This window comes from Bradyrhizobium sp. 23AC, from assembly GCF_054863025.1.
In genome coordinates, this window is the sequence record NZ_JAVAYN010000009.1 from 24,775 (window position 1) to 45,821 (window position 21,047).

Annotated in this window: 20 protein-coding genes; 7 read left to right on the forward strand and 13 right to left on the reverse strand. The window is 64.4% G+C overall.

All coding sequences use genetic code 11. From position 1 onward, the window contains the following. Positions 1-10: 10 nt before the first annotated feature. From RAD10_RS21815 to RAD10_RS21835, 5 genes are read left to right on the forward strand one after another with little or no spacing between them, the layout of a single operon-like run. Positions 11-1,912, forward strand: a complete 1,902-nt coding sequence (locus RAD10_RS21815) for an extracellular solute-binding protein (RefSeq protein WP_461619209.1) — start codon at positions 11-13, stop codon at positions 1,910-1,912. 14 nt (positions 1,913-1,926) lie between these two features. After that, on the forward strand, positions 1,927-3,813 hold the full coding sequence (locus tag RAD10_RS21820; protein WP_461619210.1) for an extracellular solute-binding protein: 1,887 nt from the start codon (positions 1,927-1,929) through the stop codon (positions 3,811-3,813). 2 nt (positions 3,814-3,815) lie between these two features. Then, positions 3,816-4,925, forward strand: a complete 1,110-nt coding sequence (locus RAD10_RS21825) for a microcin C ABC transporter permease YejB (protein ID WP_091955929.1) — start codon at positions 3,816-3,818, stop codon at positions 4,923-4,925. Then, positions 4,925-6,103, forward strand: coding sequence for an ABC transporter permease (locus RAD10_RS21830; protein ID WP_026202073.1), 1,179 nt, complete (start codon positions 4,925-4,927; stop codon positions 6,101-6,103). The genes RAD10_RS21825 and RAD10_RS21830 overlap by 1 nt, the downstream gene beginning before the upstream one ends. 4 nt (positions 6,104-6,107) lie before the next feature. After that, positions 6,108-7,745: an ABC transporter ATP-binding protein gene (locus RAD10_RS21835; protein ID WP_461619211.1), complete on the forward strand. Its 1,638-nt coding sequence runs from the start codon at positions 6,108-6,110 to the stop codon at positions 7,743-7,745. Positions 7,746-7,834: 89 nt separating this feature from the next. Here the strand turns inward: RAD10_RS21835 and RAD10_RS21840 are convergent, their stop codons facing one another. From RAD10_RS21840 to RAD10_RS21855, 4 genes are all read right to left on the reverse strand, one after another. After that, the gene (locus tag RAD10_RS21840; RefSeq protein WP_461619212.1) at positions 7,835-8,062 is read right to left on the reverse strand and encodes a hypothetical protein; all 228 of its coding nucleotides are present in this window, start codon (positions 8,060-8,062) and stop codon (positions 7,835-7,837) included. Positions 8,063-8,086: 24 nt separating this feature from the next. Beyond that, positions 8,087-8,380, reverse strand: coding sequence for a hypothetical protein (locus RAD10_RS21845; RefSeq protein WP_461619213.1), 294 nt, complete (start codon positions 8,378-8,380; stop codon positions 8,087-8,089). A gap of 200 nt (positions 8,381-8,580) precedes the next feature. Further along, positions 8,581-9,423 (reverse strand): C40 family peptidase, encoded by an 843-nt coding sequence (locus RAD10_RS21850; protein ID WP_461619214.1) that lies wholly within the window; start codon positions 9,421-9,423, stop codon positions 8,581-8,583. Continuing rightward, positions 9,416-10,789 (reverse strand): leucyl aminopeptidase family protein, encoded by a 1,374-nt coding sequence (locus tag RAD10_RS21855; protein ID WP_461619215.1) that lies wholly within the window; start codon positions 10,787-10,789, stop codon positions 9,416-9,418. The genes RAD10_RS21850 and RAD10_RS21855 overlap by 8 nt, the downstream gene beginning before the upstream one ends. A 200-nt stretch (positions 10,790-10,989) precedes the next feature. On the opposite strand from RAD10_RS21855, the gene RAD10_RS21860 reads away from it, so the two are divergent. Both RAD10_RS21860 and RAD10_RS21865 read left to right on the forward strand, forming a co-directional pair. After that, entirely contained in the window at positions 10,990-11,193 is a 204-nt protein-coding gene (locus tag RAD10_RS21860; RefSeq protein ID WP_091955935.1) for a hypothetical protein, read from the forward strand. Between the two features lie 237 nt (positions 11,194-11,430). Then, positions 11,431-12,246 carry a tetratricopeptide repeat protein gene (locus RAD10_RS21865; protein ID WP_461619216.1) on the forward strand — a complete coding sequence of 272 codons (816 nt, stop codon included), beginning with the start codon at positions 11,431-11,433 and terminating at the stop codon, positions 12,244-12,246. Between the two features lie 75 nt (positions 12,247-12,321). Here the strand turns inward: RAD10_RS21865 and RAD10_RS21870 are convergent, their stop codons facing one another. From RAD10_RS21870 to RAD10_RS21910, 9 genes are all read right to left on the reverse strand, one after another. Beyond that, on the reverse strand, positions 12,322-13,296 hold the full coding sequence (locus RAD10_RS21870) for a type II secretion system F family protein (protein ID WP_461619217.1): 975 nt from the start codon (positions 13,294-13,296) through the stop codon (positions 12,322-12,324). Between the two features lie 9 nt (positions 13,297-13,305). Then, positions 13,306-14,283: a type II secretion system F family protein gene (locus tag RAD10_RS21875; protein ID WP_461619218.1), complete on the reverse strand. Its 978-nt coding sequence runs from the start codon at positions 14,281-14,283 to the stop codon at positions 13,306-13,308. Between the two features lie 10 nt (positions 14,284-14,293). Further along, on the reverse strand, positions 14,294-15,763 hold the full coding sequence (locus RAD10_RS21880) for a CpaF family protein (RefSeq protein WP_461619219.1): 1,470 nt from the start codon (positions 15,761-15,763) through the stop codon (positions 14,294-14,296). Between the two features lie 21 nt (positions 15,764-15,784). Beyond that, the gene (locus RAD10_RS21885) at positions 15,785-17,053 is read right to left on the reverse strand and encodes an AAA family ATPase (protein WP_461619220.1); all 1,269 of its coding nucleotides are present in this window, start codon (positions 17,051-17,053) and stop codon (positions 15,785-15,787) included. Continuing rightward, on the reverse strand, positions 17,050-17,784 hold the full coding sequence (locus RAD10_RS21890) for a CpaD family pilus assembly protein (protein WP_461619221.1): 735 nt from the start codon (positions 17,782-17,784) through the stop codon (positions 17,050-17,052). Before RAD10_RS21890 ends, RAD10_RS21885 begins: the two co-directional genes overlap by 4 nt. Before the next feature lie 20 nt (positions 17,785-17,804). Next, positions 17,805-19,280, reverse strand: a complete 1,476-nt coding sequence (locus tag RAD10_RS21895) for a type II and III secretion system protein family protein (protein ID WP_461619222.1) — start codon at positions 19,278-19,280, stop codon at positions 17,805-17,807. 11 nt (positions 19,281-19,291) lie between these two features. Beyond that, on the reverse strand, positions 19,292-20,089 hold the full coding sequence (gene cpaB / locus RAD10_RS21900) for a Flp pilus assembly protein CpaB (RefSeq protein ID WP_461619223.1): 798 nt from the start codon (positions 20,087-20,089) through the stop codon (positions 19,292-19,294). Positions 20,090-20,217: 128 nt separating this feature from the next. After that, a complete protein-coding gene (locus tag RAD10_RS21905) occupies positions 20,218-20,742 on the reverse strand; it encodes an A24 family peptidase (protein WP_028142098.1) in 525 nt (174 codons plus the stop codon). A gap of 123 nt (positions 20,743-20,865) precedes the next feature. Further along, positions 20,866-21,006, reverse strand: coding sequence for a hypothetical protein (locus RAD10_RS21910; protein ID WP_461619325.1), 141 nt, complete (start codon positions 21,004-21,006; stop codon positions 20,866-20,868). Between the last annotated feature and the right edge of the window lie 41 nt (positions 21,007-21,047).

The following is a 21,047-nucleotide window of genomic DNA, read 5'->3' on the forward strand; positions in this document are numbered from 1 at the left end:
GAATGTTGATTTGGCCATCACCCGACGTGATCTCCTGCTCACCAGCACTGCGGCCGCAGCGCTCCCCGCCCTCGGTTCCGTAGCGGGCCTTTCCGTCGTCGGCAGTGCCGAGGCGCAATCGGCGAATGAGCTTCCTTGGCGCCATGCCTTGTCGCTGTTCGGAAAGGTCAAGTACCCCGCCGACTTCAAGCGCTTCGACTACGTCAATCCGGAAGCGCCCAAAGGCGGCGTCGCGCGCCAGATCGCGGTCGGCACCTTCGACAATTTCAATATCGTCGTGTCGGGCGTGAAGGGGCAGGTCGCCGGTGCCGTCGCATTCATCTACGAATCCCTCACGACGCCCTCGCTCGACGAAGTCTCGACCGAATACGGCGCGCTGGCCGAGGCCGTCAGCCATCCGGACGATTTCTCTTTCGTCACCTATCGTTTGCGGCCGGAAGCCAAATGGCACGACGGCAAGCCTGTCACCGCGGATGACGTGATCTTCTCGCTCGATTCCTTCAAAAAGCACCACCCGATGTACTCGGCCTATTACAGCCATGTGGTGAAGGCCGAAAAGGTCGGCGAGCGCGAGGTGAAATTCGTATTCGACGCGCCGGGCAACCGCGAACTGCCGCAGATCGTCGGGCAACTCACAGTCCTGCCGAAGCATTGGTGGGAAGGGACCGACGCGCAGGGCCGCAAGCGCGACGTGTCCGCCACCACGCTCGAAGTGCCGCTCGGTTCCGGCCCCTACAGGGTCAAGGACTTCGTTGCAGGACGGTCGATCGCGCTGGAGCGCGTCAAGGACTATTGGGGCCGCGACCTCGCCTCCAATGTCGGTCGCAACAATTTCGACGAGCTGCGCTACGAATATTTCCGCGACGCCACCGTCGCGATCGAGGCCTTCAAGGCCGACCAGGTCGATTGGCGCACCGAGAACAGCGCGAAGAATTGGGCGACAGCCTACGACTTCCCGGCCGTGAGCGAAAAGCGCGTGATCCTCGAGGAGTTCGCCAATCGCAGCTCGGGTGTGATGCAGGCGTTCGTGCCGAACCTGCGCCGCGGCAAGTTCAGTGACCCGCGCGTGCGGCGCGCGCTCAACTATGCGTTCGACTTCGAGGAGATGAACAAGCAGATCTTCTACGGCCAGTACAAGCGCATCAACAGCTATTTCGACGGCATCGACGAGCTCATGGCGACCGGCTTGCCGCAGGGCAAGGAGCTCGAGATCCTCGAGACCGTGCGCGCCCAGGTCCCGCCTGAAGTCTTCACCACGGCCTACACCAACCCGGTCGGCGGCAGTCCGGAAGCCGTGCGCGATAATCTGCGCGAGGCGCTGCGGCTGTTCAAGGAGGCCGGCTACGAGGTGCGCGACCGCAAGCTGACCGACGTCAAGACCGGCGCCCAGTTCACCCTGGAGCTGCTGAACTCGGATCCGAGCTTCGAGCGGATCACGCTGTTCTACAAGCCGTCGCTGGAGCGACTCGGCATTGCGGTGAGCGTGCGGACGGTCGATCCGACCCAATACGAAAACAGGACGCGCGAGTGGGATTTCGACGTCGTCACCAACTCGTGGGGCGAGTCGCAGTCGCCGGGCAACGAGCAGCGCGAATTCTGGTCGTCCAAGACGGCCGACATCGCCGGTTCGCGCAACATTGGCGGCATCAAGAATCCGGCAATCGACAAGCTGATCGAGCGGGTGATCTACGCGAGGGATCGCGACGATCTCGTTGCCGCGACCAAGGCGCTCGACCGCGTGCTGCTGTGGAATCATTACGTCGTGCCGCAATGGACCTATACGAAGGTGCGCACCGCGCGCTGGGACCGCTTCGGCCGGCCGACGGAAATGCCCAGATATGGTCAGTCCGGCTTCCCCTTCATCTGGTGGTACGACGCAGACAAGGCGGCGCGGATCGCAAAGAAGTCGTGAAGGACATTCCCCGCATGACGCAGATGTCACGCCGCCATGTGCTGGCCCTGGGTGTCGGCAGCGCCGTCGGTGCGTCCCTGAATGCGCAGCTACTGCGTGGCGCGCATGCATCCGAGGGCGGGGTTGAGGCGCACGGCATCTCGGCGTTCGGCGATCTCAAATATCCCGCCGACTTCCACCATTTCGACTACGTCAACGTCGATGCGCCGAAGGGCGGCACGTTCTCGCTCATCCCGTCGGTGCGCGCCTACAACCAATCCTATCAGACCTTCAACTCGCTCAACGCCTTCATCCTGAAGGGCGACGGCGCTCAGGGCATGGACATGACCTTCGCGCCGCTGATGGTGCGCGCGAACGACGAGCCTGATGCGATGTACGGGCTTGCAGCCAAATCCGTGCAGATATCGCCGGACAAGCTGGTCTACCGCTTCACGATGCGGCCGGAGGCGAAATTCCACGACGGCACGAAGCTCACCGCGCATGATGCGGCGTTCTCGTTGACGGCGCTGAAGACCAAGGGCCATCCGCTGATCATCGTGCAATTGCGCGACATGGTCAGCGCGGAGGCGGTCGACGACGCAACGCTCGTCGTCACCTTTGCCAAGGGGCGGGCGCGCGATGTGCCGCTCTATGCCGCGAGCCTGCCGATCTTCTCGAAGGCGTACTACGCGTCTCGCCCGTTCGATGAATCGTCTCTGGAGATCCCGCTGGGCTCGGGTCCGTACAAGGTCGGCAAGTTCGAGGTCAATCGCTACATCGAGTATGAGCGGGTGAAGGACTGGTGGGCTGCCGATCTGCCGCCCTGCCGCGGTACCTATAATTTCGATGTCGTGCGCTATGAGTTCTATCGCGACCGCGACGTCGCTTTCGAAGGGTTTACCGGCAAGAACTATCTCTACCGGGAAGAGTTCACCTCACGCATCTGGGCGACGCGATACGACTTCGCGGCCGTGAAGGATGGCCGCGTCAAGCTCGAAATCGTGCCCGACGACACGCCGTCCGGCGCGCAGGGCTGGTTCATCAACACCCGACGCGAGAAATTCAGAGATCCCCGCGTGCGCGAGGCCCTGATCGACGCTTTCGACTTCGAATGGACCAACAAGACCATCATGTACGGCGCCTATGCCCGTACGGTGTCGCCGTTCCAGAACTCCGATCTCATGGCCAGCAATGGGCCTCCGTCGCCGGAAGAGCTGAAGCTGCTCGAGCCATTCCGCGGTCAGGTTCCCGACGAGGTGTTCGCGGCGCCCTTCGCGCCGCCGGTTTCCGACGGATCGGGGCAGGACCGAGCTCTCTTGCGCAAGTCGCAGCAGCTGCTCAACGAAGCGGGCTTTCCGATCAAGGATGGCAAGCGAATGCTGCCGAGCGGAGAGGTGTTCAAGATCGAATTCCTGGCGGAGGAGCCCTCGCTCCAGCCGCATCACGCGCCGTATATCAAGAACTTGGGGACGCTCGGCATCGAGGCGAGCCTCCGCCTCGTCGATGCCGTGCAATATCGCGCGCGCGTGGAGGATTTCGACTTTGACATGACGATCCAGCGCTTCAGCATGTCGGCGACGCCGGGCGATGCCATGCGGGCGTTCTTCTCGTCGCAAGTCGCCGCAACCAAGGGCTCGTACAATCTCGCGGGCGTCGCCAGTCCGGCGATCGACGCCATGATCGAGAAGATCATGGCAGCCGAGAGCCGCGAGGAATTGACTGTCGCCTGCCGTGCCTTTGACCGCCTATTCCGCGCCGGCCGCTATTGGGTGCCGCAATGGTATAACAAGACGCACCGGCTCGCGTATTGGGATCAGTTCAGCCATTCCCAGAAGCTGCCGCGCTACGCCAACGGCGTCGGCGCTCCCGACATCTGGTGGTCCGACCGCGCCAAGGCGGCCAAGCTCGAGCAGGCGAAATAGCCATGAGTGCCTATATCGCCCGCCGCATCCTCCTGATGATCCCGACCTTGCTCGGAATCCTGTTCGTCTCCTTCGTCGTCGTGCAGTTCGCGCCCGGCGGCCCGGTCGAGCGCGTGATCGCGCAGCTCTCGGGGGCCGACACCGGCGGCACCTCGCGGATTTCGGGCGGCAGCGACTTTGCACAGCGCGCGCCCGGGCAGGTCGGGGCGGGGGGCGATGCCATCAACTCGAAATATCGCGGCGCGCAGGGCCTCGATCCCGACTTCATCAAGAAGCTCGAGGCACAGTTCGGCTTCGACAAGCCGGCGCCGGAACGCTTCGCGCTGATGGTTTGGAATTTTGCCCGCTTCGATTTCGGCAAGAGCTATTTCCGCGACGTCAGCGTGCTCCAGCTGATCAAGGAGAAGCTGCCGGTCTCGATCTCGCTCGGCATCTGGCTGACATTGATCACCTATCTGATCTCGATCCCGCTCGGCATCCGCAAGGCGGTGAAGGACGGCACGCGCTTCGACACCTGGACGTCGACCGTTCTCGTGCTGGGCTATGCCATTCCGGGCTTTCTGTTCGCGATCCTCCTCATCATCCTGTTTGCTGGTGGCTCGTTCTTCAACTGGTTTCCGTTGCGCGGACTGACCTCCGACGGCTGGTCGCAGTTTCCCTGGTACTGGAAGATCATCGATTATTTCTGGCATCTGACGCTGCCGCTGATCGCCATGGGGCTCGGTGCCTTCACCACCATGACGTTCCTGACCAAGAACTCGTTCCTGGACGAGATTCGCAAGCAATACGTCATGACTGCGCGCGCCAAGGGCTGCGGCGAGGGCCGGGTGCTTTACGGCCATGTCTTCCGCAATGCGATGCTGATCGTGATCGCGGGCTTCCCCGGGACGTTCATTCACGCGTTCTTTTCAGGCTCGCTTCTGATCGAGACTATCTTCTCGCTGGACGGGTTGGGGCTGCTCAGCTTCGAGAGCGTGCTCAATCGCGACTATCCCGTGGTGTTCGGCACGCTCTACATCTTTTCGTTGGTCGGCCTCGTGATCAACCTGGTCTCCGACCTCACCTATATGTGGATCGACCCACGGATCGATTTCGAGGCGCGGGAGGTCTGATGACGGTTACCGCGCCGACGCCGATCGAGACCACGACCCAGTCTCCGCTGGGTGAGGTCGTTCCGATCACGCGCAAGCCCTTCGCGCCTTCGCCGCTCAACAGGCGGCGGTGGCAGAACTTCAAGGCGAACCGCCGCGGCTACTGGTCGTTCTGGATCTTCATCGCCCTGTTCGTGGTCTCGCTGTTCGCGGAGTTGATCGCCAACGATCGGCCTTTCCTGATCAAGTTCGACGGCCGGCTCTATTGGCCCGCTTTCGTGACCTATTCGGAAACCACCTTCGGCGGCGATTTCGAGACCGCGGCCGACTATCGCGACCCCTATTTGCAGAAGCTGATCAAGGACAAGGGCGGCAGCATCGTCTGGCCCCTGATCCGCTATTCTTACGACACCCACAATCTCGACCTGCCGACACCGGCGCCGTCGCCGCCGACATGGATGCTGACGGAAGCGCAATGCAAGCCGGTGGTGGAGAAGAAGGGGCTGAAGAGCTGCCGCGACCTCGAATATAACTGGCTCGGGACGGACGATCAGGGGCGCGACGTGGTCGCCCGGCTGATCTATGGCTTCCGCATCTCGGTGCTGTTCGGCCTTTGCCTCACCATCGTCTCGTCCGTCATCGGAATCGCAGCGGGAGCGGTGCAGGGATATTTCGGCGGGCGGGTCGATCTCATCTTCCAGCGCTTCATCGAGATATGGACCGCGATTCCCTCGCTCTATCTTCTCCTGATCCTGTCCTCGGTGCTCGTGCCCGGCTTCTTCGTGCTGCTCGGCATCCTCCTGCTGTTCTCCTGGGTCTCGCTGGTCGGTCTGGTGCGGGCCGAGTTCCTGCGCGGACGCAATTTCGAATACATCCAGGCGGCGCGGGCGCTCGGCGTCTCCAACCCCGTCATCATGTTCCGCCACCTGCTGCCGAACGCGATGGTCGCGACCATGACGTTTCTGCCCTTCATCGTGTCGAGTTCGGTGATGACGCTGACGGCGCTCGACTTCCTGGGCTTCGGCCTGCCGCCGGGATCGCCTTCGCTCGGCGAATTGCTATCGCAGGCCAAGGCCAATGTGCAGGCTCCCTGGCTCGGCTTCTCCGGCTTCTTCTCGGTCGCGAGCATGCTGTCGCTCCTGATCTTCATCGGCGAAGCCGTGCGCGACGCCTTCGATCCGCGCAAGACGTTCAGGTAAGCCGATGGACGCGATCAACCAACCCCTGCTCAGCGTGCGCGACCTCTCGGTGGCCTTCCACCAGGGCGGCACCACCACGCTCGCGGTCGACAAGGTCTCGTTCCAGATCAAGCGTGGCGAATGCCTGGCGCTGGTCGGCGAATCCGGCTCCGGCAAGTCCGTCAGCGCGCTCTCGATCCTCAAGCTGTTGCCCTATCCGAACGCCTCGCATCCCTCGGGCAGCATCCGCTTCAAGGGGCAGGAGCTGATCGACCGATCCGAGCAGCAGATGCGGGAGATTCGCGGCAGCGACATCTCCATCATCTTCCAGGAGCCGATGACCTCGCTCAATCCGCTGCACACGATCGAGGCGCAGATCGGCGAGATCATCCAGCTGCACAATCCGACCAGCAATGCGGAGGCGCGCCGGCGGACGCTGGAATTGCTGACGCAGGTCGGTATTCCCGAGCCGGAGACGCGACTGAAGAGCTATCCGCATCAGCTCTCCGGCGGTCAGCGCCAGCGTGTGATGATCGCGATGGCGCTCGCCAACGAGCCGGATCTGTTGATCGCGGACGAGCCGACGACGGCGCTCGACGTCACGGTGCAGGCGCAGATCCTGGCGCTGCTCGCCGAGATCCGCTCGCGGCTCGGCATGAGCTTGCTCTTCATCACCCACGATCTCGGCATCGTGCGCCGCATCGCCGACACCGTCTGTGTCATGAAGAGCGGCGAGATCGTTGAGCAGGGGCCGGTCGAGCAGGTCTTCAAGGGCCCGAAGCATCCCTACACGCGCGACCTGCTCGCGGCGGAGCCGAAACCCGATCCCGCGCCGCCGCAGCCGGATGCGCAGGTGGTGATGTCCGCCAACGATCTGAAGGTCTGGTTTCCGATCAAGCGCGGCCTGATGCGCAAGACCGTCGGCCACATCAAGGCGGTCGACGGCGTCAGCATCGCCGTGCGCAAGGGCGAGACGCTCGGCGTGGTCGGCGAGTCAGGCTCGGGCAAGACCACGCTGGGGCTGGCCCTGCTGCGGCTGATCTCCTCGAACGGACGCATCGTGTTCCTGGGGAAAGACATCCAGGGGCTGCGTTTCAAGGAGATGCGGCCGTTCCGGCGCGACATGCAGATCGTGTTCCAGGACCCGTTCGGCTCGCTCAGCCCGCGCATGTCGGTCGCCGACATCATCGCCGAAGGTCTCTCGGTGCATCAGCCGAAGCTGTCGCACGAAGAGCGCGAGGCGCGCGTCGTCAAGGCGCTGGAGGACGTCGGGCTGAAGCCCGATACCCGCTATCGCTATCCCCACGAATTCTCCGGCGGCCAGCGCCAGCGCATCAGCATCGCGCGGGCGGTGGTGCTGGAGCCGGATTTCGTCGTGCTGGACGAGCCGACCAGCGCGCTCGACATGCTGTTCCAGGCGCAGATGGTCGATCTGTTGCGCGAACTCCAGCGCAAGCGCGAGCTCACCTACATGTTCATCTCGCACGATCTGCGCGTCGTCGCTTCACTTGCGAGCCATCTGATCGTGATGCGCGGCGGCAAGGTCGTCGAAGAGGGGCAGGCCGCCGAGCTGTTCAAGAACCCGAAGACCGAATACACGCGCGCGCTGTTCGCGGCGGCGTTCCGGCTGGAGACGGCGGGCAACGGGTCGGTGGCGACGTAGCCCGTCATTCCAGACGCGCGACATTGCGGCGTCCGGAGCGTTTCGCCGGAGCAGGCTGCACGGGGCAGCCCGCGCAGCCCGCCTTGATGTTACGCGGCGCGTTCCTTGTCTGACGCTTCCTCGAGTGTGGCCGCAGTGTCTTCCAGCTTCTTGTCGTAATTGGCCTCGAGCCTCTCGATACTATCGGCCCACATCCTCAGCATTGAGACCTGGAAGTGCATCATCGGCTTCAAGGCATTCATGCCGATTGCTGTCGCTGCGGCGATGCGCCGTTGAGGGTCGGGCACGAAACGGTTTGCATTGGTGTTGTCTGCCATGCTGTTCGCTCCTTCGCTCTGGTGTTATGACCTAAGCTGTCTGTCCTGTTGCGAACTGCTTGCTTCCAAACGCTCGGCCAGAAGTTGATCTGCCGCGCGGCGCGCGCATTGGTCGTCATGCAATTCATCCAGCTTTTTCAAGTAGGCGACCGCGGCTATCTGCATGAGATCGAAATCATCCTCGCCGGTGCCGCGAAGATTGGAGATGTAGCTGTAGAGGGCGGAACGCCTGTCGTCGTTCTCGCTGATGCCGCTGTGGAGCAGCAAGTAGTTTCGCCAAGCGAACGCACACGCGCCTTCTCTGGCTTGAGAACTCATGGGCACCTCCTAAAGCCAGAGAAAGACTGACGCCGCGTTTCGTTCCGCAAATCTCCTCAGATGTAACGTTGTTCCGTAGCTGCGCCGCAAGGTAAACCATTCTGCCGGTGCCAATGCGCTTGTTCCGTCAGCAACCGCGTCCGAAACCTGTTCGGATGCCCGAGAACAAAGATCGGGTACGATCCCCTCGATCCACGGCCCTAGAGCCGCTTGATCGCGACGACCTCGCTGCCGGCCTGCCTGATCCGCGCAATCGCAGGCTCGATCGCCTCGATCACCGTCGCCATGTGATGCGCGTTGGCGTGAACCATCGTGCTGCCATCGCGGACGATGGCGACATGACCCTTCCAGAAAATGAGATCGCCGCGCAGCAAGCTGCTGCGCTCATGCAGCTCCAGTGCGCGGCCGAGACCGGCCAGTTGCATGTCGCTGTCGCGTGGGCAGCCGATGCCCGCTGATGTCAGCGACACCTGGACGAGCCCTGAGCAATCGATGCCAAAACTACTTTTGCCGCCCCAGAGATAGGGCGTGCCGGCGAAGCGTTCGGCGACCGTCACAAAATCCGGCTCGCGATGATCGAGCGGGGCGAGATGGGCTTTGGGCAAATATTGTCCATCGCGCGTCACGGCGAAGCTGCCGTCCTCGCGCGCCACAGCCAGCCTGGATCCCATCACGAGCGTATCGGCCGGCGGCAGCTTGATCGAGGGACCGGGGAAGGCGAACGTCCGCAGCGCGCTGACCACATGGGTCGGCGTCGCCGAGGGTTTCATGAGCGCTGCATCCGGCAGCCAACCCACATAGCCATCGCCATTGAGCTGGCCCCACGCCCAGCCCTCGCCGTTGCGGTCGTAGACCGTGACGCGTTCGCCGCGCAGCGCCTCCGTCATCAGCATCGCGCCCGACGACGGCTGCTCGCGCACCGACGCGACCGGATCAACCACCTCGAATTCCTCGCCGGTGACGAAGCGATCCGCCTCGACCTTGCCTTCGAGATATTTCGCGGCGAGGTCGCCCCGCGCCGGGGTTATTCGCGGATCATGCATAGCGCTCGCTCAGCAAGGTGTAGATGGCGCGTGCGGCCTGGCACTCGCCGCCTTCGGGACGGGCCGGCTTTGCCGACGGCGTCCAGCCGTAGATGTCGACATGCAGCCAGCTCTTGGCCTGATCGACGAAGCGTTGCAGGAACAGCGCGCAGGTGATCGAGCCGGCAAAGCCGCCTGATGGTGCGTTGGTGATGGTAGCGGTCTTGGAGTCCAGCCAGGAATCGTAAGGCGGCCACAACGGCATGCGCCACAACGGATCGTTCTCCTGCATCGCGCAGCGCGATAGGTCGGCGGCAAGGCTCTCATCATTGGTGTAAAAGGGCGGCAAATCCGGTCCCAGCGCGACACGCGCGGCACCGGTCAGCGTGCCCAGATCGATCAGCAGATCGGGCTTTTCCTCATCAGCCAGCGCCAGCGCGTCGGCGAGCACCAGCCGGCCCTCCGCATCCGTATTGCCGATCTCCACCGTGATGCCCTTGCGCGAAGTGAAGATGTCGAGCGGGCGGAAGGCGTTGCCGGCGACCGCGTTCTCCACCGCCGGAATCAGCACGCGCAGCCGCACCTTCAGCTTCGCATCCATCACCATGCGCGCCAGCGCGAGGACGTTGGCCGCGCCGCCCATGTCCTTCTTCATGATCAGCATGCCGCTCGACGGCTTGAGGTCGAGCCCGCCGGTGTCGAAGCAGACGCCCTTGCCGACCAGCGTCACCTTGGGATGATCGGGATCGCCCCAGCCGATGTCGATCAGCCGCGGCGCGCGGTTCGAGGCCATGCCGACGGCGTGGATCAGCGGGAAGTCCTTCTCCAGATCATCGCCGACGGTGCAGGCGAAGCTTGCGCCGAACTCTGCGGCGAGGTCTTGCGCGGCGGCGGCCAGCTCCGCCGGCCCCATGTCGTTGGAGGGCGTGTTGATGAGGTCGCGCGCGAGCATCGCCGCCTCAGCGATCCGCTCGATCTCGGCCGCATCGATGCCATCGGGCGGCACCAGCCGGACGTCGGGCCTGTCAGCCTTGCGGTAGCGCGCGAAGCGGTAGCGCCCGATCGCAAAGGCGAGCGCCGCCAGCCGTGCATCGTGGGGTGCATTGGCAAAGCGATAGATCCCCGGCGGCAGCAGGCCGGGCAGGGCGCCGGGCCGGAACAGGTCGCGCGATCTCGCCCCCTCGTCCTCGAGGCCGAACAGCACCTGTGCGATTGCGCCGTCGGGCGCAGGCAGCGCCAGATAGGCGCCCGGCTTGGCGGCGAAGGCGCATGCCGCGGCGAACGCGCGTTGCGGCGGCGGCAGCGCCTCGGCGACCTGATCCCAGCTCGATTTGGTGACGAAGGTGATCGGGATGGCGGCGGGCGACGTCTCGAAGACAGAAGGCATTGGCGGGTCCGGATCGTCAGATCAAACGGGTCATGCGAATGGATGAGACTTCGCAGAGTTTCGCCGCCGCTGCAATCGGCTTTGCTGTCACCGTTCGGCGAGCCGCTACTCGCGGCGAGGGGGCCATGCTAGGTTCCGGCAACGGTCGCCAGAGTTGGAGATCAGGCGACCGACGACAAGGCGCGCCGGGAGGAAATGCAATGGAATTTGTGTGGAGCGTGGTCACATTCATTGGCGAGGCCGTTGAGGCGATCTTCGGCTATGTCGAGCATCACCATTGGATCTTCGCGTTCCTTGCCGGCGGTTACGTCTTCTATCTCCACGACCGCTCGGTCCACGCGCGGTTCGATGCGCTCGACAGGCGCGTCGACGAAATCCGCAAACGGCTTGCCATCGAATATTGATCGGGCGAGACCAAACCGTCGTCGCTCGTATCTCGTATCTCGTGTTGAGAACGGTCGTTCCCGCGAGCGCGGTTTCGACCTGCTGCTGCTGGATTGCAACCGCGCAAGCCTGACGACGCTTGCGAGCGGGAATATCGACGAGAGCACGGCCCGGGGGCCGTGTTAACCGGCCGTTAGGGTTAACAGTCTATTGCTGGCGCGTTCGGCTCGATCAATCGGCTCGAGAGTCAAAGCGTCATGCGTCTACGGTTCAGTCTTGCTCGGCTTCTTGCGTCCACCTCGCTGGTCGCGGCGGTGGCCATGGGTCTCGGCGGCTGCACGGGCATGTCGAAACTCTCCGACGTGACGGGCTCGATCGGCGGACCACGGGCAGAGGCGGCTCCCACCGATCCGGCGCGCGCCGTCGAGGTCTATGGCGAGCGCTACCGCGCCAATCCCAAGGATGCCGATGCCGCGCTCGCCTACGGTCAGGCGTTGCGCGCCAACGGTCAGCGCGCCCAGGCCGCCGCCGTGCTCGAGCAGGCGACCATCGCCAATCCCGGCAACAAGGCACTCCTCGCCCAATACGGCCGCGCCCTCGCCGACAACGGCAATTTCCAGCAGGCTTACGACGTGCTGTCGAAAGCGCATTCGCCTGACAATCCGGACTGGCGCCTGCTCTCGGTGCAGGGCACCGCGCTGGACCAGATGGGCCGTCACGAGGAAGCGCGTTCCTACTACGCCAGCGCGCTCAAGATCGCACCGGGTGATCCCGGCGTGCTCTCCAATCTCGGCCTGTCTTACATGTTGTCGAGAGACCTTCCGAAGGCCGAAGAGGCGCTGCGGCAGGCCTACGCCTCGCCGCGTGCGAGCATTCGGGTGCGGCAGAATCTCGGCCTTGTCGTCGGTCTGCAAGGCCGCTTCGCCGAAGCCGAGACCATCGTGAAGGCAGATCTGCCACCGGATCAGGCCGCGGCCAACGTCGCCTATCTCAAGGAGATGCTCAGTCGCAGCGACGCTCCCCGCGGCGCACCGAAGCGGACGCCGGTCGCCTCGCTCAGCCAGCCCGACTGATCAGACCTGATCGTCTCTTCTATCGTCTCATCCTGAAAGCTGCCCGCGAGCCGCATGCGCGGCCCGGGTCTTGCGTCATTGCATCTCGGAGATCTTGATGCCCGTCGGTCCGAGAATGACGACGAACAGCACGGGCAGGAAGAACAGGATCATCGGCACGGTCAGCTTCGGCGGCAGGGCGGCAGCCTTCTTTTCGGCCTCGTTCATGCGCATGTCGCGATTTTCCTGCGCCATGACGCGCAAGGAATGTCCGAGCGGGGTGCCGTAACGCTCCGCCTGCTGAAGCGCGAGACAGACCGATTTGACGCCCTCGAGCCCGGTGCGTCGCGCCAAATTCTCGTAAGCGACCTTGCGATCCTGCAGATAGGATAATTCGGCCGTGGTCAGCGTGAATTCCTCCGACAGCGCGATCGACTGTCCCACGATCTCGGTGGCGACTTTCCGGAACGCCATCTCGACCGACATGCCGGATTCGATGCAGATCAGAAGCAGGTCGAGTGCGTCGGGAAAGGCGCGCTTGATCGAGAGCTGGCGCTTGGAGATCGCATTCCTGAGGAACAGCATCGGCGCCTGGAGGCCGAGATAGGCGGCGCCGATGCAGATGCCGATCTTGATCGGCATGCCCTGCTGCAGATGCGCGATCAAGAAAACGTAGACGACCGAGCCGATGAAGAGCACCATCGGCGCGACCATGCGGGCAAACAGGAAGGTGATGTAGGGTGCCTGACCGCGGTAACCCGCCATGATCAGCTTGTCGCGCGCGGCTTCCTGCGCGAGCCATTTGGTGAGGTTGAAGTCCTCGACGACCTTGGAGACGAGCTGCTTCGGCGTCTGGCGCAGCGTGACCTTTTCGTTCTTGTTAAGGCGCTCACGCTCGCGCTGCCGGATGCGCTCGCGCTCGCTTGCCACCGCCTTCATGCGCTTGGAGAGGCCCTCGCCGGCGAACAGGGGCATCACCAGCGTATAGACGGTGGCGCTGGCGGCAATGGCCGCCAGCATCATGGTCATGAAGTGGACGTCATGTAGTTTCGCGACGAGAAACTGGACCATACTGCACCGTCAGAAATCGAAATTGATCATCTTCTTCATCACCATGATGCCGACCGCCATCCAGACGACGCAGCCGACCAGCATGAGCTGGCCGGTGGGATGGGTCCACAGCACCGAGATGTAATGTGGCGTCGTGAGGTAGACGAGGAACATCACGATCGGCGGCAGCGAGCCGATGATGCCGGCCGAGGCCTTGGCTTCCATCGACATAGCCTGGATCTTTTCCCTCATCTTCTTGCGGTCGCGCAGCACCTTGGAAAGGTTGCCGAGCGCTTCGGAGAGGTTGCCGCCGGATTTCTGCTGGATCGAGATGACGATGCCGAAGAAGTTGGCCTCCGGCAACGGCATGCGATCATAGAGCCGCGAGCAGGCCTCGCCGAGCGGCATGCCGATCGCCTGGGTCTCGATGATCGCCAGAAACTCGCTGCGCAGCGGCTCGGGCGCGTCGGCCGCGACGACCTTGATCGATTCGAACAAGGGCAGGCCTGCCTTGATGCCGCGGACGATCACGTCGACCGCATCGGGCAGTGCCGCCAGGAACTTGGCCTCGCGGCGCTTTTTCAGGAAGCCCAGTGCCCAGCGCGGCAGGCCGAAACCGCCGGCAAAGGCGAGGCCGGCAGCACCGATCAGGCCGCCGCCGGCGAACAGTGCGGCTGCGAAGAACGCGCCCGCCACGGCGGCGGAGACGATCCAGAATTTCTGCGGCGTCCAATCGAGCCCGGCCTGCGACAGGCGGACGGGGAGCGGAGCGCTCTTCTCCTGCAGGCGTCGCGCCTCGAGATCCTTCAGCGTGGTCTCGACCTGCTCGCGGCGCGAGCGCTGGGTCTTTTCGGCCTGGCGGGCCGTGGGTGCCTCGGCGCGCGAGATCGAGGCGCGGCGGCTTTCGGCCTTTCGTTCCCCGGACAGCAGCGGATAGAGGAAGACCCAGGCGATGCCGCCGACCGCCGCGGTGGCAAGGAATGCGAGGGCGAGGACCTGCACGTTCATGCTGACCTGCTCACGTCTTCGGCGCGACTTCCGCCGCGTCCAGCGCAGCGGCAAGGCGCTTCTCGTCGCCGTAATAGCGGGCGCGTTCCCAGAATTTCGGACGGCCGATGCCGGTCGAGCGGTGCCGGCCGATGATCTTGCCGTTGGCGTCCTCTCCGACCATGTCGTAGAGGAAGATGTCCTGGGTGATGATGGTGTCGCCTTCCATGCCCATCACCTCGGTGATGTGGGTGATGCGGCGCGAGCCGTCGCGCAGGCGCGCCGCCTGGACGATGACGTCGATGGAGGCGCAGATCATCTCGCGGATGGTGCGTGATGGAAGCGAGAAGCCTCCCATCGTGATCATGGATTCGCAGCGCGACAGGGCTTCGCGCGGGTTGTTGGCGTGCAGCGTGCCCATCGATCCGTCATGGCCTGTGTTCATGGCCTGGAGCAGGTCGAATGCCTCTGGTCCGCGAACCTCGCCGACGATGATGCGCTCGGGGCGCATACGCAGGCAGTTGCGCACCAGCTCGCGCATGGTGATCTGGCCCTCGCCCTCGATGTTGGGTGGTCGGGTTTCCAGCCGCACCACGTGAGGCTGCTGGAGCTGGAGCTCGGCGGCGTCCTCGCAGGTGATGACGCGCTCGTCATGCTCGATATAGTTGGTCAGGCAGTTGAGCAGCGTGGTCTTGCCGGAGCCGGTGCCGCCGGAGATCAGCACGTTGCAGCGGACGCGGCCGATGATCTGGAGGATTTCGGCGCCTTCCGGCGAGATCGCGCCGAACTTGACGAGCTGATCGAGCGTCAGCTTGTCCTTCTTGAATTTGCGGATGGTGAGCGTGGGGCCGTCGATCGACAGCGGCGGCACGATGGCGTTGACGCGGGAGCCGTCGGCGAGGCGCGCGTCGCAGATCGGCGAGGATTCGTCGACGCGCCGGCCGACCTGGCTGACGATGCGCTGGCAGATGTTGAGGAGCTGCTGGTTGTCGCGGAAGCGAATTCCCGTGCGCTGGATCTTGCCGGCGACTTCGATGTAGACGGTGTTGGCGCCGTTGACCATGATGTCGGCGATGTCGTCGCGCGACAGCAGCGGCTCGAGCGGGCCGTAGCCGAGAACGTCGTTGCAGATGTCGTCGAGCAGTTCCTCCTGCTCGGCGATCGACATCACGATGTTCTTGATCGCGATGATCTCGTTGACGATGTCGCGGATTTCCTCGCGCGCGGACTCCGAATCGAGCTTGGCGAGCTGGGCGAGGTCGATCGCCTCGATCAGCGCGCCGAAGATGGTCGCCTTGACCTCGTAATAATTGTCCGACCGCCGGCTCTCCATGGCCGGAGGCGGCGGCGCCTTGGCAGGCGCAAGCGGCGGCGAGGCGACGGCCGGCGGAGGCGGGGCGCGCGACACCGTCGGCGCCGGAGCCTGGGCAGGCTCGGGCGACACGGCGCCGGGCTTGGGCGCCCGAAGGTCGGTGTCTGTTCCGCTACGCTTACCGAACACTTAACAACTCCATGCGGCGGCTTATTTTCCCCGCAACTTGTCAATCAGGGGTGAAAGCAGGGACGACTTTTGTTTCTTGGTCTCGCTGCGGCCGGTCAGGCGCTGGGCGATCTGAAGGAACATCTCGATCGACTTGTGGTTGGCGGAGATCTCCGCGATCATCTGGCCATTGTTGGCGGCCGAGCCGAAGATCTGCGGCTCGAACGGGATCGAGACGATCGGCTGGCTCTCGATCGCCTTGGCGAACTCCGCGGCGGCGATTTCGGGCCGTTTCGGCACGCCGACCTGGTTCAGGCAGTAGAGCGGTGGCCGGTCGTTGGGGCGCGCGGCCTTCAACAGATCGAACAGATTCTTGGTATTGCGCAAATTGGCGAGGTCGGGCGCGGCCACGATCAGGATGTCGTCCGCTCCGATCAGGGCGCGCTTGGTCCAGCCCGACCATTGATGCGGTATGTCGAGCACGATGCAGGGCATGGTGGAGCGTAGGGTGTCGAACACGGCGTCGAAGGCGTCGGTGCCGAAATCATAGACCCGGTCGAGCGTCGCCGGCGCCGCCAGCAGGCTGAGATGGTCGGTGCATTTCGACAGCAGGCGGTCGATGAAGGCGGTGTCGACGCGATCGGGCGAGAACACGGCGTCGGCAATGCCCTGCGGCGGGTCCTGGTTGTAGTCCAGCCCCGCGGTGCCGAAGGCGAGGTCGAGATCGGCGACGACGGCGTCCATGGCGAGATCGCGCGCGATCGCCCAGGCGACATTGTGGGAGATGGTGGAAGCCCCGACGCCGCCCTTGGCGCCGACCACGGCGATGATGCGGCCAACCGCCTTGGCTTCCGGCGCAGAGAACAGGTTGCAGATCGAGCGCACGACGTCGATCGCGCCGACCGGCGCGAGCACGTAGTCGCTGACACCGCGGCGCACCAGCTCACGATACAGTGTGACGTCGTTGATGCGGCCGATCACGACCACGCGGGTGCCGGCGTCGCAGACGGTGGCGAGCTGGTCGAGCCCGCCCAGCAGGTCGTTGCGTCCGTCGCTCTCGAGCACGATGACGTTCGGCGTCGGGGCCGAACGGTAGGCCTCGGTTGCAGCGGCCATGCCGCCCATCTGGATCTTCAGATGGGCCTTGCCGAGACGGCGGTCTTCGCCGGCCGCCTGGACCGCGGCGGCGGTTTCCACGGTCTCGCAGAAGGCCTGGACCGAGACGCGCGGCGCGGGCGCAATATGCTCCTCGACCGGCGGAGGAGCTGCGTCCGGCTGCTCTTCGTATGTCTGGCGAGCGTAGCTGATCATTTGCCGGTGTCGCTGAGTTTGGCCTTGTCGGCCTCGGGATAGGTGGTCGTCGTCGTGACACCCTTGCGATATTTCTCAAGAGCGGTGATGCGCCGCGGCGTGTAGGACGGAGTTTCAGGCCGCGGCTGCTCGAGGTCCGACGGATTGTCGACCATCGCCGCGAGGTTGCGCTGATAGGCGCAGCCGTAATTGTAGTAGTCCTTGTTCTCGAACCACCTCTTGTTCTTCATCGAAGGGCCGACGTCTTCCGGCCACAGGCCGCAGGGACCCGCGACCGCGGCGATCTTGGAATAAGTGAGCCGGATCGGCGGCAGGAAGCGCTTGTCTTCCGGCTGGTAGGGGCGAACGTTGACGCCGCGCGGCGGAACGCCTGCTCCCGCCAGCATCGCCTGGATTTCACGCATCGTGTCCGCGACCGGACGCGCATTGGGCGTGCCGGACGGCACGTCGATACGGATGGCGCCCGTACCTTCGTGCAACCATGCCGATGCGACACCCATGACGTCAGCGCGCTGGGCGGCGGTCAATCCGCCGCGGGCATGGCCGACGAAGACGACGATCGAACGATTTTGCTCCTCGATCGCGATCGGATGGCGCTGCTTGTAGTCGTCGGGAATGGAGGCCGTGACGGCTTCGTCATGCTGGCATCCGCCGAGCGCGAGCGCCATGCCGACGAGCGCGCCACCGAGACGGATGGCGCGTTTGCGAAGCTGGGGTGGTCTTGTGATCATCGTGAAGTCCCCGTTCCGCCTCAGTCGGTGATGAAGCCGTAGGTGCCGCGGTAGTTCTTGGCCGGTTCGGTCCGGCCGGGCACGCCGTAGATGCGGTTGATATTGCCGAGCAGCTGGGCCTGTGGATCCGCAGGCGGGGCGAAGCCGTCATCCGGCCGCGACAGGTCCTTTGGCGCCACCGCGCGAACGACATAGGGCGTCACGATCACGACCAGCTCGGTCGCGTTGTTGACGAAGTCGCGGCTGCGGAACAGCGTGCCGAGGACCGGGAGCTGCATCAGTCCCGGCAATCCGCTGACTGCCTGCTTGGTCTGCTGCTGGATCAGGCCGGCCATCGCCATCGCGCCGCCGGAGGGAATTTCCAGCGAGGTCTCGGCACGGCGGGTCCTGATCGAGGGCACCGTCACCGAGTTCACCGACGTCGAGGTCACGGCCTGCGACAGCGTGATCGCATTCTCGTTCGACAGCTCCGAGACCTCGGTCATCACCCGCAGGCTGATCTTGCCTTCGCTCAGCACCACGGGGGTGAAGTTGAGCGAGATGCCGAACTTCTTGAAGCTGATCTGGGTGGTACAGACATGCGTGGTGGGATCGCACGCATAGCCCGCCGGCACCGGGAATTCGCCGCCGGCGATGAACGTTGCCGATTCACCGGAGATCGCGGTCAGGTTTGGTTCGGCCAGCGTGCGGATCACGCCAGCGGTTTCCATCGCGCGCAGGGTGGCCTGCACCGACGGCGCCGCGCCGAACTTCGTGGTCAGATTGTTGCCGTCCACGAGGTTGTGGCCGAGAGCGGTGAACGGATTCGAGTTGGAGAAGCTCACCACCGACGTGCCGTAGTTGAGGTTCGCGGTCAGGTCGATGCCGAGCTGCTTGACGATGTTGCGCTGGACTTCGGCCACCGTCACCTTGAGCATGACCTGGTCGCGGCCGCGGACCACGATCGAGTTCACCACCTTGTCGGCGCCGCCGGCCAGGCGTGCGGCGAGGTCATTGGCCTGCTGCGCTTCCATCGGGTTCGCCGCCGTGCCGGTCAGGACGATGCCGTCGCCGAGTCCGTCGATCTGGATGTCTGAATTCGGCAGGACCTGCTTCAGCGCCGCCCGCACGCCGTTGAGGTCGCGCTTGACCGCGATGTCATAGGCCGCGATCTGCTGGCCTGCAGAATCGAAGAACACGATGTTGGTCTGGCCGAGCGCGGCGCCGATGATGTAGGCGCGCTGCGCCGAGCGGACCACCGCATTGGCGATCTTGGGGTCAGCGACCAGCACGTCCTTGATGTCGCGCGGAAGGTCGATCACCACGGACTTGCCGATGCCGAGCGAGAGGAAGCGGGCGTTCATCTGACCGTCGGCAGCGGCCGGCGCGCCGGGGCGATAGTCGGCGGCGACCACGGGGGTCAGCACCGGGTTGAATGCCAGCGCGAAGGCGGCCGAAAACGACAGGGCGCGGACCACGGAGGTTCGCATCGTCGCTATATCTGCCCTGCATTTCATGTCGCCTGTCCTCATCGTGCTTTCGCCGTCGAGCTCGGGACGCCGTAGCGAATGATCGAGACGCCGTCGCGCTTCTGTGCGGATTCGTCGAGCGTGATCTCGCTCATCTTGACGTCGGCAATGCTGCGCAGCGCCAGCGAGAGCGTTCCGGCCTGACGGGCCGAAGAAAGCGCCTGGGTCTGTGCGGAAGTGAGTTCCAGGGTCACGGTCTTGCCGACCACGGCGTTCTGGCCGTCCTTCTCCTTCGGGGCCTGGTCGATGGCGAGGACGCGCACATTGACCAGGATGATCTCGGACGTGATGACGTCCTGGCCTCCGGCGGCCTGGTCCGGGTTCTTGAGGCGGCGCGTGAGCAGGACGTCGACGCGGTCATTGGGCAGGATGAAGCCACCTGCACCGGTCTCCGGCGAGATTTCGGTCGAGATGGCCCGCATGCCGCTGGGCAGGATGGCCGCCATGAATCCGGAGCCCTCGGCCTTGACCAGCTTCTGGTCGCGGATCGGCTCACCCTGAATGAACGGCGCGCGCGCGATCGAACCGGTCACCTGGGTTACGCCCTCGGGACGCTCGTTGCGGCGGATGAAGGTGGCGCTGGCGGTCGCGGCCGGCCAGGTTTGCCATTGCAAATCTTCCGGCTTCACGGTCTGGCCGAGACCGATGTCGTTCTTGGCCACGAGGACGTCGACGGTCGGAAGCTGCGCAACCGGGGCCGGAGGCGGCGCAGAATTGTCCGAGCCGCTCACCAGGTACGCGGCGACACCGCCGGCGCAGATGGCGACCGCCAGGACGACAATGCGTGCCCTATTCATACGCTTCACTTTCCAACAAAACGCCGCGACGCTGCCGCCGCCGTAATCGGCAGTTGACCAGCTATTCGTCAAAGCATGGTTAATGAGGCGTATCTAAATCGCCTTAACGCCGGGTTTACCCGTTGTGTTCAGCGCAGCGCGAGATGAGCGAGATCAATCGCCTTCACCCATTCGGTCTCCGGGTAGACCATCAGCGCACTCAGTGCGAGCGCGATGCCGTAGGGGATGCCGCTCTCCTTGGCATGCAGCCGGGCGAGCCAGGCCTGGCCCGCCAGCCCGTAGGGCAGCGGCCATTGCCGGAACTGGAGCAGGAGCAGCGTCAGCGCCCCGCCGAACAGCGAGGCGTAGAGCAGGAAGTTCATCAGTTGTGCGAAGCCGAACCAGAGTGCGACGGAGGCCGCGACCTTGGCGTCGCCGCCGCCGACCCAGCCCATCGCAAAGCAGGTGAAGGCGATGACCAAAAGAAGCGCGCCGGCGCCGACATGACTGAGCATCTCGTAAGGGGCCATACCGCCGGCGAGGGCAAGCGCGAAGAAGCCGGCGACCAGCGCCAGCGACACGCGGTTCGAGATCGTCATCGTGAAGAGATCGCTCGCGGCAGCAAACGCCATCAGGGCTGGGAAGAGCAGAAGGCGCGCAAGGTCGAGGATCATGGGCTGCGTCTTGAGGCCTGGGTTTGCCGCGGGAACTGGCGTCGGGCGATGCTAGCCGGCAGTGCTAAACAAACCGACAACGGCAGCAAGCGGCCCACGCGGCTGAGGCCGCGGAACGCGTCATTACCAGAGGCTGGCAATGCGCACGCCGAGCGCAGCCGTCGCAAGCAGCAGCGCAAGGCAGACCCAATAGAGCGGCGAGCCGGCCTGTGCAGCCGCCGTCTCGTTTGCCGCGATCGCGGCATCGGTTCTGTACTTACGCAACGCCACTGGAACTCGCCGTCTTCGGAAAAACAAAGGCCCCG